This is a genomic window from Halopseudomonas salina (assembly GCF_008641105.1).
This window is the reverse complement of sequence record NZ_VTTI01000014.1, coordinates 45,312-60,352: the sequence shown is the minus strand read 5'-3', so window position 1 is coordinate 60,352 and position 15,041 is coordinate 45,312. Positions and strand designations below refer to the sequence as shown.

The 15,041-nt window shown below is 59.7% G+C and carries 12 protein-coding genes and 1 riboswitch; of the genes, 6 read left to right on the top strand and 6 right to left on the bottom strand.

The features are described from left to right. The first annotated feature begins 25 nt into the window (after nucleotides 1–25). Entirely contained in the window at nucleotides 26–1,321 is a 1,296-nt protein-coding gene (locus FZF01_RS17780; protein WP_223825556.1) for a hypothetical protein, read from the top strand. Here the strand turns inward: FZF01_RS17780 and FZF01_RS17775 are convergent. From FZF01_RS17775 to FZF01_RS17750, 6 genes are all read right to left on the bottom strand, one after another. Then, the gene (locus tag FZF01_RS17775; RefSeq protein WP_150279343.1) at nucleotides 1,285–4,440 is read right to left on the bottom strand and encodes an efflux RND transporter permease subunit; all 3,156 of its coding nucleotides are present in this window, start codon (nucleotides 4,438–4,440) and stop codon (nucleotides 1,285–1,287) included. The genes FZF01_RS17780 and FZF01_RS17775 overlap by 37 nt on opposite strands. Further along, a complete protein-coding gene (locus FZF01_RS17770) occupies nucleotides 4,437–5,873 on the bottom strand; it encodes an efflux RND transporter periplasmic adaptor subunit (RefSeq protein WP_150279342.1) in 1,437 nt (478 codons plus the stop codon). The genes FZF01_RS17775 and FZF01_RS17770 overlap by 4 nt, the downstream gene beginning before the upstream one ends. Beyond that, nucleotides 5,870–7,123, bottom strand: coding sequence for a TolC family protein (locus FZF01_RS17765; protein WP_150279341.1), 1,254 nt, complete (start codon nucleotides 7,121–7,123; stop codon nucleotides 5,870–5,872). Before FZF01_RS17765 ends, FZF01_RS17770 begins: the two co-directional genes overlap by 4 nt. A 93-nt stretch (nucleotides 7,124–7,216) precedes the next feature. Continuing rightward, nucleotides 7,217–7,600: a hypothetical protein gene (locus FZF01_RS17760; protein ID WP_150279340.1), complete on the bottom strand. Its 384-nt coding sequence runs from the start codon at nucleotides 7,598–7,600 to the stop codon at nucleotides 7,217–7,219. A 10-nt stretch (nucleotides 7,601–7,610) separates the two neighbouring features. Next, nucleotides 7,611–7,922 carry a copper-binding protein gene (locus FZF01_RS17755; protein ID WP_150279339.1) on the bottom strand — a complete coding sequence of 104 codons (312 nt, stop codon included), beginning with the start codon at nucleotides 7,920–7,922 and terminating at the stop codon, nucleotides 7,611–7,613. Between the two features lie 56 nt (nucleotides 7,923–7,978). Next, nucleotides 7,979–8,737, bottom strand: a complete 759-nt coding sequence (locus FZF01_RS17750; protein ID WP_150279338.1) for an alpha/beta hydrolase family protein — start codon at nucleotides 8,735–8,737, stop codon at nucleotides 7,979–7,981. 129 nt (nucleotides 8,738–8,866) lie between these two features. Between FZF01_RS17750 and FZF01_RS17745 the strand changes: the two genes are divergently transcribed. The 5 genes from FZF01_RS17745 to FZF01_RS17725 all read left to right on the top strand — a co-directional run bounded on the left by FZF01_RS17745 (nucleotide 8,867) and on the right by FZF01_RS17725 (nucleotide 15,022). After that, nucleotides 8,867–9,640 (top strand): sulfite exporter TauE/SafE family protein, encoded by a 774-nt coding sequence (locus FZF01_RS17745; RefSeq protein ID WP_150279337.1) that lies wholly within the window; start codon nucleotides 8,867–8,869, stop codon nucleotides 9,638–9,640. Between the two features lie 66 nt (nucleotides 9,641–9,706). Next, complete coding sequence (locus tag FZF01_RS17740; protein WP_150279336.1) at nucleotides 9,707–9,946, top strand: exodeoxyribonuclease VII small subunit; 240 nt, start codon at nucleotides 9,707–9,709, stop codon at nucleotides 9,944–9,946. Beyond that, entirely contained in the window at nucleotides 9,943–10,830 is an 888-nt protein-coding gene (locus FZF01_RS17735; RefSeq protein WP_150279335.1) for a polyprenyl synthetase family protein, read from the top strand. The genes FZF01_RS17740 and FZF01_RS17735 overlap by 4 nt, the downstream gene beginning before the upstream one ends. Before the next feature lie 88 nt (nucleotides 10,831–10,918). Continuing rightward, nucleotides 10,919–12,802, top strand: a complete 1,884-nt coding sequence (dxs, locus tag FZF01_RS17730) for a 1-deoxy-D-xylulose-5-phosphate synthase (RefSeq protein ID WP_150279334.1) — start codon at nucleotides 10,919–10,921, stop codon at nucleotides 12,800–12,802. A gap of 49 nt (nucleotides 12,803–12,851) precedes the next feature. Further along, nucleotides 12,852–13,067: riboswitch (cobalamin riboswitch) on the top strand. 140 nt (nucleotides 13,068–13,207) lie between these two features. Then, entirely contained in the window at nucleotides 13,208–15,022 is a 1,815-nt protein-coding gene (locus tag FZF01_RS17725; protein ID WP_150279333.1) for a TonB-dependent receptor domain-containing protein, read from the top strand. Nucleotides 15,023–15,041 lie beyond the last annotated feature (19 nt).

Here is a 15,041-nt window from a genome sequence, read left to right as displayed (position 1 = left end):
ACCTCCACGCAGGAATCCGGCGCCCATGGGCAACGACCAGAACCAGATGATCCAGAGACTCAACAGCGAGTGCTTCTGCATCAGTCTCGATCAGCAGGCACTGCGCTATGCGCTGGCCAGCGAAACCCGAACGCCAGACCTCTTCGAGCTTCTGCAGGAACGTTGTCCGACAATCTTTGCCGCGCAGCCGGTGTTTGTCTCGCCGGCTCACATGGCGCGCATGCAGGAGCTGATCGCCGCAATCGAATCGGTTATCGCTCTCCCAGCCTACCGTGAGGAAATAGACGCGCAGGCCCCGGCGAAAAGCAGGCATGCTTCCGGCGCTCGGGGAGTGTTCATGGGTTACGACTTTCACGTGGCACAGGACAGCTTTGGTCTGATCGAGATAAACACCAATGCCGGCGGAGCGATGCTTAACGCCCTGATGGCTCGGGCCCAGAGAGCCTGCTGTCCGGAGGTAGCCGGGCTGATACCTCCGCCTGCGTTGGCAGACCAGTTCGAGACAGACATAGTCGCCATGTTTCAACGCGAATGGGCCCTGGCCGGTAAAAAGAGCCGACTGGCGACGATTGCAATTGTGGATGCAGATCCGCAGAGCCAGTATCTCTACCCCGAATTCTTGCTGTTCAAACACCTATTCGAACGCAATGGCATCAAGACAGTCATTACCGATCCGGGCGAACTTGAGTTACGCGCAGGCCAATTGTGGCATGCTGGCCTGCCAATTGATCTGGTTTACAACAGATTGACGGACTTTCTGCTGGAGTCCCCCAGCCACGCACACTTGCGCGAGGCCTATCTGTCGGATGCCGCATTGCTGACCCCAGACCCCCAGGCCCATGCGCTCTACGCCGACAAGCGCAACCTGATCCTGCTCAGCGACGAGGAACACCTGAAGCGCCTGGGCGTGCCTGAGCAAACCCGGAAAATCCTGCTGGCCGGCATTCCACACACTCAGCATGTTCACCGTGACAAGGAAGACCTGCTCTGGGCGCAACGCAAGCAACTTTTCTTCAAGCCTGCAGCCGGCTACGGCAGCCGCGCGGCCTATCGAGGTGACAAGCTGACCCGGCGGGTCTGGGAGGAAATTCTCGCCGGCGACTACGTGGCGCAGGCTCTGATCACCCCCGGCGAGCGCATGCTGAGTGACAGCGAATCGCAACAGACACTGAAATTCGACCTGCGTAACTACGTGTATGCTGGCCAGGTGCAATGGGTGGCTGCCCGTCTTTATCAGGGCCAGACCACCAACTTCCGCACACCCGGCGGCGGTTTCGCCCCGGTCTATCCAGGCCCTGAGAGCGGCGGCGAGTTTGGTTGAGTCGAGCGTCGGCGCATCAACAGGTAGACCGCAGGCAGCACGAACAGCGACAACAGCGGCGCCGTGATCATACCGCCGACCATCGGCGCAGCAATCCGGCGCATTATTTCACTGCCCGTACCGCTACCCAGCAGAATCGGCATCAGGCCGGCAATAATCACCGCCACGGTCATGGCCTTGGGCCTGACTCGCTGTACTGCCCCCTCGCGAATCGCATCGATCAGCGAACCTTCGTCATTAAGTCCGGCATTGAGACGCTCCTTTCGCGCATTGGTCAGATACAGCAGCATGATCACCCCGAATTCGGCTGCAACACCCGCCAATGCAATAAAACCGACACCGGTGGCGATAGACAGGTTGAAGTCCAGCCAATAGAGAAACCAGACCCCACCGGTAAGTGCGAAGGGTAATGTCGCCATGATCAGCAAGGCTTCATCGAAACGGCGGAAGATCAGATACAAGAGCACAAATATGATCAGCAGCGTCGCAGGCACCACCAGCTTCAGCTTGGCGTTGGCGCGCTCCATGAATTCGAACTGGCCGGAATAACTGATACTCATCCCGGATGTCAGCTCCACCTCGTCACTGATCCGAGCCTTCAGATCTGCGACCACCGCGGCCATATCACGATCACGCACGTCCACATAGACCCAGCCTGTCAGGCGCGCGTTCTCGCTCTTGAGCATAGGCGGCCCATCCGTGATAGCAATATCCGCCACCGTGCCCAGGGTGATCTGATCTCCCCTGGGCGTATAAATGGGTAGCCGTTGCAGATCGCCCAGAGAGTCACGCCATTCACGGGGGTAACGCAGGCTGATGGGGTAGCGCGCCAGACCCTCGACGGTTTCACCCACATTCATCCCACCTACCGCACCGGCCACAATGGCCTGGACATCGGCGATATTCAGTCCGTAGCGCGCTGCCGCAGTGCGGTCGATGTCGATATCGATATAGCGCCCGCCAGTCAGCCTTTCAGCGATTGCCGAGCTGACACCCGGAATCTCCTTGGCAATCTTTTCGACAGCCTGGGCAGCGCGATCGATCTGCGCCAGCTCGGAGCCATATACCTTGACCCCGATCGGGCTTTTGATCCCCGTTGCCAGCATATCGATACGGTTACGGATCGGCGGAATCCACAGGTTGGCCAGACCCGGAACCTGTACCGCCCGGTCCAGCTCTTCGACCAGCTTCTCTGGCGTCATTCCTTCGCGCCACTGGTCGCGCGGCTTGAACTGGATAGTCGTCTCGAACATGGTCAGTGGCGCGGGATCGGTGGCGGTATCTGCACGCCCGGCCTTGCCGAATACGCGGGCGACCTCAGGCACGGACTTGATCATCCGGTCGGTGCGCTGCAGCAGTTCTGCAGCCTTTTGCGGCGACAGTCCTGGTAGCGCCGTAGGCATATAGAGCAGATCGCCCTCATCCAGCGGCGGCAGGAACTCACCACCCAGTTGGCTGACAGGCCAAAGTCCGCTGAGAAAGATCACTACAGCAAGGGCGATCGTCGCTTTCGGCCAGCGCAGTACCGCATCCAGCGCCGGCTGATAAACCCTGATCAGCCCTCGACTGATCGGATTGCGCTCTTCTGCCGGAATTTTGCCGCGGATCCAGTACCCCATCAGTACAGGTACCAGGGTTATTGCCAGACCCGCAGCCGCCGCCATGGCGTAGGTCTTGGTAAATGCCAACGGACCAAACAGTCGGCCTTCCTGGGCCTCCAGGGTGAATACCGGAATGAACGATAGCGTAATGATCAAAAGACTGAAAAACAGCGCAGGACCCACTTCTACAGCCGCATCCGTTATTACTTTCCAGTGCGCATCGCCCTTGAGCTCCTTGTCGGGATTGCGCTTATGCCAGGCCTCGATATGCTTGTGCGCGTTCTCGATCATGACAATGGCCGCATCCACCATCGCGCCAATCGCGATTGCGATTCCCCCAAGGGACATGATGTTGGCGTTGACGCCCTGGCGCTGCATGATGATGAACGCGATCAGAATACCTACCGGTAGCGAAACGATTGCCACCAGCGAGGAACGCAAGTGCCAGAGGAACAGCACGCATACCAGCGCCACCACAATGAATTCCTCTACCAGCTTGTAGCTCAGATTCCTTACGGCACTGTCGATCAGCTCACTGCGATCGTAGGTGGTAACAATCTCGACACCCTCGGGCAGGCCCTTCTTCAGCTCCTCCAGCCGAGTCTTCACCGCCGCAATGGTCTCCCGGGCATTCTTGCCGCTACGCAGGATGACGACTCCGCCGACGACCTCTCCCTCTCCATCGAGCTCGGCAATGCCACGACGCATTTCCGGCCCTAGGCGAATATCCGCCACATCGCCCAGAGTGATTGGTGCTCCGCTGCTACCCAGGCGCAACGGAATACTGCGGAAATCGGCAATCGACTGCAGATAGCCGGAGGCCCGCACCATGAACTCGCTTTCGGCCAGTTCCAGCACGCTACCGCCGGTTTCCCGGTTGGCATCATCAATGGCCCGGGCAATCTGCTGCTGGGTGACTTGCTGACTGGCCATACGCACCGGATCAAGCACAACCTGATACTGTTTGACCATTCCGCCGATCGGCGCTACCTCGGCCACGTTTGGCAGCGTTTTCAGCTCGTAACGCAAAAACCAGTCCTGCAATGAGCGCAGCTGCGCCAGGTCATGCTGGCCGGTGCGGTCGACCAGTGCGTACTGGAAAATCCAGCCGACGCCGGTGGCATCCGGCCCCAATGCCGGCTCAGCGCCAGCGGGCAGGCTGCTCTGCACCTGGCTGAGATACTCCAGCACACGGGAGCGCGCCCAGTACAGGTCCGTAGCGTCCTCGAACAACACGTAAACATAGCTATCACCGAAGAACGAATAACCGCGCACGGTCTTCGCCCCCGGCACCGAGAGCATGGTCGTGGCCAGCGGGTAGGTCACCTGATTCTCGACGATCTGCGGCGCCTGACCGGCATAGGGTGTGCGGATAATGACCTGGACATCGGACAGGTCCGGCAACGCATCAATCGGGGTGTTCTGTACCGACCAGGTGCCCCAGGCAATTGCAAACAGGGTCGCCAACAGCACCAGGAAACGATTGGCTACCGACCAGCGAATAGTCGCGGCAATCATGGCTGAGCCTCCACTTTCTCGATAGTCTCGATAGTCAGGCCTTCATCACTCTCACGCACACCGACCCGAACCCGATCATTTTCTTCCAGCCCCTTCAACAGTGCCGGATCTGCAAATGGAAAGCCCATGGTCATGCCGGGCATGTTCAATGTAGGGAAAGGTCCGTGATCAAGGAAAATCATATCCTCTTCAATGCCGACGATAGTGCCCTCTGAAGGATGCAGCACGGGCGCCTGTGGCATGGACATCGGCATGTCCACCGGGGCAGCAGTCAGACCACGCAAGCTGGCTTCGGAGTCCAGCAGAAACTGGCCGGAAGCAACTACCTGCTGCCCCTCTTGCAACCCTTCGAGCACAACCGTTTTATCTTCCGTCTCACGACCGATACGCACTTCCACCGGCCTGAATCTGCCGGCTTCCTCGGCAACCATGACCAGAGTGCGCCTGCCGGTACGAATCAGTGCCTCTGTTGGCACAAGCAGAGCCACGGCTTCCTGACGACTCAGGGTAACGTCGGCGGTCATGCCTGGCCGCAGTTGCTGCTTATCATTGTCGAGGACGATGCGCACCTGAACTGTCCGACTGTCGCGACTGGCCTGCGGCAGCACCGCCTCGATAGTGCCGTCGAGCGACTCACCGGGAAACGCCGGTAATCGCGCCAGCACTGTCTGTCCGGGCGCCAGACCGGCGATCTGAGCTTCGGGCACTTCGACAACCAGCCAGACCGTATCTATGCCATTGATTCGCGCCAGCGTGGCACCAGCCGCTATTGTCATGCCCTGCTGCACCTCAAGATCGAGCAGCACACCATCAATAGGGCTCCTCAGAGTCCACAGCGTTTGTGCACGTCCGCTGCGCTCAAGTTGGCGAATCAGCGTGTCCGGCATGCCGGCCAGACGCATCCGTTGACGCGCAGCCGCCAGTAGCTCCGGCTCTCCGAGACCGCGTAACGACAGATACTCTTCCTGTACCGCAGACCATTGGGGTACCAGCAAATCAGCCAGCGGCGCACCCTGGGCGACCTGATCCTGCTCAGCCAATGCATACACCCGCTCGACAAAGCCCGCGCTGCGTGCCTGAACCACGGCCAGATTGCGCTGATTGAACGTCAGCTGCCCCGTTGCCTCGATGGTTATGCTGACCGGCCCGCGGCTGACAGCCGCCAGTCGCATGCCCAGATTCTGCACAATACCGGGGTCGATCCGCATGACCGTCCCGTCACTGCCGGCGTCATTGTCCGCATAGCGGGGCACCAGGTCCATGTCCATGAACGGTGACGGACCGGGCTTTTCGAAACGTTGCTGGGGATACATCGGGTCGTACCAGTAAAGCACCTCACGGTCTTCTTCGGCTGGTTGGGCCAGGGCGGGAGCAAGCGTGAGCAAGCAAGACGCTGCCAATAGAACAAACATCTTTGCGAATAGGTTTTTCATTGGTGGTCAGCTCCAAAGGCGAAATACAGGCGGGCGTTGCTCAGGGAGCGGTCCCGTGCCAGGTCGATATGGCGCAGGCGGGCATCAATCAGTTGCTCACGGGCATCGATCACGGTGTTCAGCGCGCCCCTGCCAGAACGATAATCCGCCATGGCCAGCCGGACCTTTTCCTCCGCCAAAGGCAGGAGCGTGTCTTCTGACCGGTTCAAGGTCCGGTCAAGTCTCTGATATTCGGCAAGTGCGTCGGTTAACTCGAGCTGGTAGGTGCGCGCAATCGATTGCCGCTGGGCCTCCACCCTGGCAAGGCTGGCGCGCTCAGCCTCGATCAGCGGATCCTGTCTGGAACCGGCAAAAACGGGCAGATCAAAGGTCACACTGAGATTGACCATATCGCCGAACTCCCGCCCCCTTCTCAGATAGTCGACGCCCCAACTCCAGTCTGGCGTCTTCTCCGCGATAGCCCGGTCAATGTCCGCCTGAGCCTGACGCGACAGCGGATCGAACAGCTGAAGCTGAGGATGGCGTTGTAGACGATCATGGTACTCGTCAGCGTCCACCGGCCACTTGGGCCAGCCACCGCTCAGTGGCTGGCCGGCCTGCTCGCCTACCCACCGGCGCAACTGGGCTCGCGCCAGCGCTTGCTCGCGCACAAGCGCGTCTTCGCGGTCAGCCAGCATCGCCGCTTCCTGGCGGGGCGCCACGCTGTCGGCCGCCAGGCCCGCGCCGCCAGCCAGGCGGGCATCGACGGCCTTGGCAAAAAGTTGGTTTTGCGCATGGAGCTCAGCGAAAGCCGTCAGCTTGCGCTCAATGGCCAGAACCGCAATCCAGGCCTGGGCTGCACCCTGCTGCACTTCCAGACGCTCGACCGCCTGCTGCGCATCGGCAAGCATTATGCCCGCCTGCGCCAGCTCAACTCGGGCCCGGCGTTTGGCGCGGCTTGGCACTTCCTGCATGAGACCGATGCGCTGCATGGTCATGCGCTCTGCATCAAGGTCCCAGGCTGAGGGCCCCTCAACCGGAAGATTCTGCAGGCCCAGCCCCAACCGGGGATCTGGAAGTGCACCTGCGGGAATGGCAGCGCTGCGGGCAGCCTGACTGTTGGCTGCCTGCGCCGCAAGCGAGGGCGCTTCACGCTCGGCGATGCGCAGCGTCTGATCGAAGGTAAGTGCACCGGCAGGCACGGCCAGGCCGAGCGCCAGCGCAATGGCCGCCAGGCAGCGACTCAATCGCCTGAATAAAGTGGAAAACATGATATTGATTCCTGTTGCTGATGCCGCGCTGTCTGAACCAGACAGCCGCAAGCAGACACCGCCGATACGGGCGGGATTCAGATCATTCAGGAATCAGTGGCGCGGGGGGCGCCAGAAAGCAGTCGGATAGGTAGGACTGAAAGCCGGCTTGGCAAAAACCGGGGGCGCGTACTCTGGCAAAGCTGACGATGCCATCGCTGCTGCAGGAACGACGGCCCCACCCATGTGACATTCGCCACCCTGATCACATAACAGCTGCGCTGTCGCACTTATCCAGTTTTCTTCAGTGTCGGCACAATCACTGTGGGCCTGCGTACCAGGCATGTCAGACATATCCGCCATGTCTGCCATCTGATGCAGCTCAGACCCTGCGCCTTCCATGCATCGATCAACAGCCAACAGTGCTGCCGCCAGCGTATTGAACGACAGCAGCAGGGAACAGATGACGGCAGTGAGCGTGGTGCGCAGCAGTTTCACGGGGCAGGTGTCACTCGGCTTTCTCGATCTCGGTAACCAGCAACTTACCATTATCCTGCACAGCACGAAACCTCACCTTGTCACCCGCTTCAAGCTCTTCCAGCTGCTCAACCGGCATGACCTGGAACATCATGGTCATACCCGGCATCTGCAGGTTTTCAATCGGGCCATGGCTCAGGGTGACGCGTCCAGACTCCTGATCGATCTTGCGAATCTCCCCTTCGCTCAAGGCTCCGTCGTGCGTAGTTGCCTTGGCAACAGACAGACTCAGGCCGATCGCCAAGCTGCCGGTACAGAGGAGGGTCACGAGAAATTTTTTCATTGGTGTTACTCCTGTCAATTCTTCATCTGAGTGGATTCTGGTCGCAGGGAAACAGATTACAGATAACGCGTCGCCCAGGCGACCAGCACATTCGCCACATAAACCGCATCTTCACTGCGACTGAGCATATGGTCGGCATCATCAAGCGAGATAAAACTCTTGGGGTGCATTGCTGCCTGGTAAATCGCTGCAGCCTCGGATACATCAACCAGTTCATCGACTGGAGAATGGAAAACAATCAGCGCCTTGCGCAGGTTATTAATGTGATCAGCCGAATTCCATTTTTCCAGGTCATCGAGAAATTGGGCCTTGACCGTAAATGGCCGGCCAGCCAGGTCCACCCGGGCGTGCCCCTGACGGCGAATTTCTTCACGGTCATCGGCGAACAGATGCCGTACGTGTGTTGCCGTCGATGGCGCAGCAATGGTGGCGACAGCCTCTACGCAATCCATCTGCTGAGCGGCCGCCAGAACCGCTGCACCACCCAGGCTGTGACCGATCAGCAAGCGTGGGGCTCTATGGTGTTCTTGCAGCCAAGCAGAGGCGGCCAGCAGATCCTCTATATTGGAAGAAAAATTGGTGTTGGCAAACTCTCCATCGCTGCTCCCCAGGCCGGTAAAATCAAAGCGCAACACGGCGATGCCCTGGTCCACCAACTGCCGGGCAATTCGCGATGCCGCGGCGCTGTCCTTGCCGCAGGTAAAACAATGGGCAAACAGCGCCATGGCGACATACTCGCCAGTGTCAGGTATTTCCAGCAGGCCTGCCAGCGCATGGCCCTGGGCGCCAGGAAATTCAAATCGGGTTCGTTGCATGGGTTCTCCCTGTATTGCCTCCAGTTAAGCACGTCATGATTATGCGGGCGCGAGTTTGTGCGCTGCACTTCGTCTTTCCGCGCGAGCACACCGGTATACTGAGCCGTTCACTCTGAGAGCGGACTCGGTATGGATATATGGCATGTTGCGCTGATCATCGCCGGCGGTTTTGCAGGCGGAGTGATGAATGCTCTGGCAGGTGGAGGAACATTCTTCTCCTTCCCCGCGTTGCTGGCGGCAGGTATAGCGCCTGTCAGTGCCAATGCAACCAACGCGGTCGCACTGTGGCCGGCGAGCTTGTCAACCGCTTGGGCGCTACGCCGTGAACTGCGCATACTGCCGTTACACAGTTATCTTCTGCCCTTGGCTGGAGCAGCGCTCATCGGTGGCCTGGGTGGCGGGCTGCTGTTATTACTGACCAGCGATCAGCTGTTTTACCGGCTGATTCCCTGGTTGTTACTGCTCGCTACCTTGCTGTTTACCTTCAGCAAATCCCTGGCAAGGCTGGTCGCCAGCCAGCGAACTCGGGAAGAGTCCCCCCATCTGGGACCCGTTGGTTTCCTGAGCCAATTATTGGTGTCACTGTATGGCGGTTTCTTCGGTGCGGGGATGGGCATCATGATGATCGCCAGCCTGGCTATTGCCGGCCGTACGCAGGTGGTGGAAATCAATGCGATCAAAAGTCTGCTTTCATCGGTCATATACAGTATTGCAACGCTAACTTTCATCGTCGCGGGTGCGGTCCACTGGCCGGCACTACTGATCATGCTGACTGGCACGATTGCTGGCGGCTACTGCGGTGGTCGCCTGGCCCGCCGGCTGCCCGACGCATGGCTGAGAGCTCTGGTCATTCTGATCGGCTGGAGCTTGAGTCTGTTCTATTTTTATAAAGTGTATGGCTGATTGACCGCCCCATTACCCTTGTATACTGTTCAGCCGAGTCCGATTAGCCAGAAAACCGAGGTAAGCATGGCCAAGAAGAAAACCGCCGTGGATTTCGAGCAATCACTGGCTGCACTGCAGGGGCTGGTCGAAAAGCTCGAAAGCGGCGAACTGAGCCTGGAAGACTCGCTGACTGCCTTCGAGCAGGGTGTGGCACTGACCCGAGATTGCCAGCAAGCGCTGAGCCAGGCGGAGCAGAAGGTCAGCTTGCTGACCGAACGACAGGGTCAACCGGTGACCGAACCCTTCGACGGGCCGACTGAATGACCGATTTCAAGGAATATCTGGGTAGCTGCCAGGAACGCATCGACGGTTATCTCAACCAGCATCTGAATTCCGACCAGCCGCGCCTGGATCGACTGTTTTCGGCGATTCGCTACAGTGTGACCAATGGCGGCAAGCGCATTCGCCCCATGCTTGCCTATGCCAGCTGCGAAGCCTTGCAGGGTGATATTGCGCAGGCGGATCCGGTGGCCGCCGCTGTCGAGATGATCCACGCCTATTCGCTGATCCATGACGACCTTCCAGCAATGGACAACGACGACCTGCGCCGCGGCCAACCTACCTGCCACCGGGCATTCGACGAGGCCACTGCAATACTCGCCGGTGACGCGCTGCATGCTATGGCCTTTGACTGGCTAGCGGCCGCAGAGCAGTTCGATCCGGCTATCCGCTTGCGTATGGTGCAATTGCTTGCCGCAGCCGCAGGACCCGCAGGGATGGTTGGTGGTCAGGCAATCGATCTTGGCGCCGTTGGTCAGAGCCTGGATATAGAGACCCTGGAGAACATGCACCGGCAGAAGACCGGTGCACTGATACGTGCCTCAGTGCAACTGGGAGCCCTGGCCAGCGGCCACGCGAGCCAGGCTCACTTGAAGGCGCTGGGCACCTATGCCGAGTGTATTGGCCTGGCTTTTCAGGTGCAGGACGATATTCTCGATATCGAGAGCGAGACCAGTGTGCTGGGCAAACAACAGGGTGCCGACCTCGCCCGCGACAAGCCTACCTATCCAGCCTTGTTAGGCCTGGAGGGTGCTCGCCAGCTGGCCGCCTCCCTGCGCGATCAGGCCGTCGATGCGCTGCAGCCGCTGGGTCCCGACAGTGCGCGACTGCAACAGCTCGCCAACTATATTGTGCAACGGGATTTCTGATCAGCCGGCAGTCTTGGGCTATCCGCCCGCATCGGTTAAACTGCTGTTTTAATTGTGCCCGTCGTCCCGGCACCCAGAGCCCTGTTTGATGCCAAGTACTTTCCACGAGATACCCCGCGAACGGCCTGACACCCCGCTGCTGGACAGCATTGATACCACCGCGCGCCTGCGCGAGCTGGATGAAGATCAGCTGCCAACGCTGGCGGATGAACTGCGTGCCTATCTGCTCTGGACAGTCAGCCAGACCGGCGGGCACTTTGGCGCAGGCCTGGGTGTTATTGAATTGACTATCGCCCTGCACTATACCTACCACACTCCGGACGACCGCATTGTCTGGGATGTGGGCCATCAGGCCTATCCGCACAAGATACTGACCGGACGCCGCGAGCAGATGAGCACCCTGCGCCAGAAGGATGGCCTCGCCGCTTTCCCCCGGCGCAGCGAGAGCCCCTACGACACCTTCGGCGTCGGTCACTCCAGCACATCGATCAGCGCAGCATTGGGCATGGCGATCGCAGCCGGACTGCAGGGGCTGGACCGGCGCACCGTTGCGGTCATCGGCGACGGTGCTCTGACCGCCGGCATGGCGTTTGAAGCACTGAACCACGCCTCTGATGTGGAAGCTGACATGTTGGTGGTACTTAATGACAACGACATGTCGATTTCCCGCAATGTTGGCGGCCTGTCCAATTATCTGGCTAAGATTCTGTCCAGCCGCACCTATTCGCACATGCGCGAAGGCAGCAAAAAAGTCCTGTCCAAGATCCCTTCAGCCTGGGAGCTGGCACGCCGAACCGAAGAGCACGCCAAGGGGATGCTGGTGCAGGGCACCCTGTTCGAGGAGCTGGGCTGGAATTACATTGGCCCGATCGACGGTCACGACCTGCCGACGCTGGTGTCCACCCTGGGCAATATGCGTGAGCTCAAGGGCCCACAGTTCTTGCACGTGGTTACCCAGAAAGGCAAGGGGTTCTCCCCCGCCGAGGCAGACCCCATCGGCTACCACGCGATCACCAAGCTTGAACCCAAGCGCAATGGCAACGGGGTAAGCAAACAGAAGTTTTCCAGCGTGTTTGGCCAGTGGCTCTGTGACATGGCAGCCGAGGACGAACGCCTGATTGGTATTACCCCGGCGATGAAAGAGGGCTCGGACCTGATTGCGTTCAGCGAGCGCTATCCGCGGCGTTATTTCGATGTTGCCATTGCCGAACAACATGCCGTAACACTGGCTGCGGGCATGGCCTGTGAAGGTGCCAAGCCCGTGGTGGCGATTTACTCGACCTTCCTGCAGCGCGCCTATGATCAGGTCATACATGACGTAGCCGTGCAGAACCTGGATGTCCTTTTTGCCATTGATCGTGCCGGGCTGGTAGGCGAGGACGGCCCGACCCACGCTGGCAGTTTTGACCTGTCCTTCCTGCGTTGCCTGCCGAACATGCTGATCATGGCGCCTGCCGATGAAAACGAAACGCGGCAGATGCTGACGACCGGCTTTCTGCACAACGGGCCCGCCGCTGTGCGCTACCCGCGCGGCACCGGACCGGGCGTACCCATCGAGCCGGAGCTCGAAGGGCTGCCCATAGGCAAGGGCGTACTGACGCGCCGAGGCGAAAAGGTTGCCATCCTGTGTTTTGGTACTCTGCACGCCAACGCATTGGAGGCCGCCGAAGCATTGAATGCCAGTGTCGCCAACATGCGTTTCGTCAAACCGCTGGACGTCGACCTGATCAGCCAACTGGCCAGCAGCCATGACTTGCTGGTAACGCTGGAAGAGAATGCAGTGATGGGCGGCGCCGGCAGCGCAGTGAACGAATGGTTGTCTGCCGAAGGCACCGCAATACCAGTACTCAATCTAGGGCTGCCGGACCGGTATGTCGAGCACGCCAAGCCAGCCGAGATGCTGGCCGAGTGCGGCCTGGATGCAAAGGGTATTGAAACCGCCGTCCGCCAGCGGCTGCCTTCCATTAACTGATTCGTGCCGGCAAGCTTGACCCCGGCGCGCATTCCCCCTAGAGTCCACCCCGCTTCCAGTCGCACTGGGTGCCCCATTGGCCAACAGGTCATGGGGTGAAACGGGAAGTCGGTGCAAGTCCGACGCTGCCCCCGCAACGGTAAAGGATCGCGAGCCGCGAATATCTGCTCGCAGGTAATGCCACACAGCCACTGCGCTCTTCGCGCGGGAAGGCGGCATCACTGATGTCCTGAGCCCGGAGACCGGCCCAGTGCGAAGCAGAACCCATGACAAATTTGTCCGGGCCTGCATTGCTGAGGTGTCGCGGAGGGCGCCACCCGGCCAGTGCATGGCTGTCCCTTCGCTGTATAGACAGATTCCGCTGGCTTTTCGCCCTCCTCAAAAGCGTTTCTTTTGAGGCTCAACATGAACAGATTGCTATTACTCGTCCCTACCCTGCTGGCATCCGGTATAACACTGGCCAACAGCTCCGTAGATCTGCCTGACACTGTGGTTACCGCCTCACGTCAGGCACAATCCCTCGCCAGCACGCCGGCAGCTACAACCATCTTTACCCGAGCCGATATCGATCGGCTGCAGCCAACCTCTATTGTCGATCTGCTGCGCCGAGTACCTGGCGCATCAATCACTACCAACGGAGGCCAGGGCAGCCTGACTGCCTTGTCCCTGCGCGGCACCGGCAGTACGCAGTCACTTGTACTGGTGGACGGCCAGCGCATCGGTAGCGCTTCGGCCGGCCAAGCCAGCCTGGAGTTTCTCAACGTCGACCAGATCGAACGGATCGAAGTGATCCGCGGTCCCCGCTCTGCCGTCTACGGCTCAGACGCCATCGGTGGTGTGGTGCAGATCTTTACCCGCCGCGGCGAGCCCGGACTCAACCCCCGCGCCAGCTTTGCTGTAGGCAGCAACGACAGCTACCGCCGGCATGTCGGCCTTTCCGGCGGTAATCAGCGCACGCGCTTCGATCTTGGCGCCAGCCTGAACGAGACAGGTGGATTCGATCGTACCCGACACGAAACCGCAGGCGACGAGGACGACGACGCCTATCGCAATCGCGCCTTCAATGCGAGCCTGATCCATAGCTTTTCGGACAATCTGGAAGCAGGCGTGCGGCTGCTCGAGCAGAGCGGAAATACCGAATACGATCTGTTCGGCAACCCGGAAGACGATTTCACCCTGAGCACGGTCGCTACGCACCTGCAATGGCAGGTCAATCAGTTGTGGACCTCACGCTTAGAAGCGGGCCACGCAGAAGACAAGCGTGACAGCAATTACGATTTCTTCAGCTTCACCTACAACACCTACCGCGATTCTGCGAGCTGGCTGAATACCCTGCAACTGAACGAGCAACACAGCCTGCAAACCGGCCTGGACTGGTATGAAGACCGATTGCGCAGCACCGGGAGTTTTATCGAGACCGAGCGCTTCAATCGCGCTGCATTCGTTCAGCACCGTTTTGCCAGCGAGCGTTTCCAGACAGAGCTTGGCTGGCGGCATGACGACAACGAGCAGTTTGGGCGTGCCAACACCTTTAACGCTGCCTTGATCGTGCCCGTGGCGGAGAACCAGCAACTGGTCGCCTCCTATGGCGAAGGCTTTCGTGCACCGACCTTCAACGATCTTTACACCAGCTTTGGCGCGAATCCCAATCTGCAACCCGAGCGCTCAAAAAGCTACGAACTGCAATGGCGCGGACAGATCCAGGACACCCAACTGCAGGCCGCCGCGTTCCGCACGGATATTGATGATCTGATTCTGCTCGACCCCTTCTTCGTCGCGCAGAACATCAGCCGCGCGCGGATCCACGGCCTGGAACTCAGCGCAACAACGGATCTGGCGGGTTGGCATACAATGCTGGCGGCAACCTGGCTTGACCCGCGCGACCGCACCACCGGCAACCTACTGCCACGCAGACCCAAGCGCTTGGTCAGCGTGGATACGGACCGCCAGTGGGGGGTGTTTGGTGTAGGCTTCAGCGTGATGGCCAATAGTGAGCGATACAACGATCCGGCCAATCAACAGCAGTTGTCCGGCTACGGTCTGGTAGAGGCCCGCGCCAACTGGAACATGACATCTGCGCTGCGCTGGGACCTGAAGGTCGGCAACTTGCTGGACAAGGACTACGGCCTGGCCAACTACAACGTCGACGGACAGACCTATGCCTATCGAGAGAATGACCTGAACGCCATGCTGTCAGTCAGCTGGACTCCCGACTTCTGATGATCTGGGTGCTGCCGCA

Excerpts from the sequence above, each read along its gene's own strand:
- dxs (WP_150279334.1), top strand. The coding sequence starts at position 10,919 with ATGCCAAGTACTTTCCACGAGATACCCCGCGAACGGCCTGACACCCCG.
- FZF01_RS17775 (WP_150279343.1), bottom strand. The coding sequence starts at position 4,440 with ATGATTGCCGCGACTATTCGCTGGTCGGTAGCCAATCGTTTCCTGGTG.
- FZF01_RS17740 (WP_150279336.1), top strand. The coding sequence starts at position 9,707 with ATGGCCAAGAAGAAAACCGCCGTGGATTTCGAGCAATCACTGGCTGCA.
- FZF01_RS17770 (WP_150279342.1), bottom strand. The coding sequence starts at position 5,873 with ATGAAAAACCTATTCGCAAAGATGTTTGTTCTATTGGCAGCGTCTTGC.
- FZF01_RS17780 (WP_223825556.1), top strand. The coding sequence starts at position 26 with ATGGGCAACGACCAGAACCAGATGATCCAGAGACTCAACAGCGAGTGC.
- FZF01_RS17755 (WP_150279339.1), bottom strand. The coding sequence starts at position 7,922 with ATGAAAAAATTTCTCGTGACCCTCCTCTGTACCGGCAGCTTGGCGATC.
- FZF01_RS17725 (WP_150279333.1), top strand. The coding sequence starts at position 13,208 with ATGAACAGATTGCTATTACTCGTCCCTACCCTGCTGGCATCCGGTATA.
- FZF01_RS17750 (WP_150279338.1), bottom strand. The coding sequence starts at position 8,737 with ATGCAACGAACCCGATTTGAATTTCCTGGCGCCCAGGGCCATGCGCTG.
- FZF01_RS17765 (WP_150279341.1), bottom strand. The coding sequence starts at position 7,123 with ATGTTTTCCACTTTATTCAGGCGATTGAGTCGCTGCCTGGCGGCCATT.
- FZF01_RS17735 (WP_150279335.1), top strand. The coding sequence starts at position 9,943 with ATGACCGATTTCAAGGAATATCTGGGTAGCTGCCAGGAACGCATCGAC.
- FZF01_RS17745 (WP_150279337.1), top strand. The coding sequence starts at position 8,867 with ATGGATATATGGCATGTTGCGCTGATCATCGCCGGCGGTTTTGCAGGC.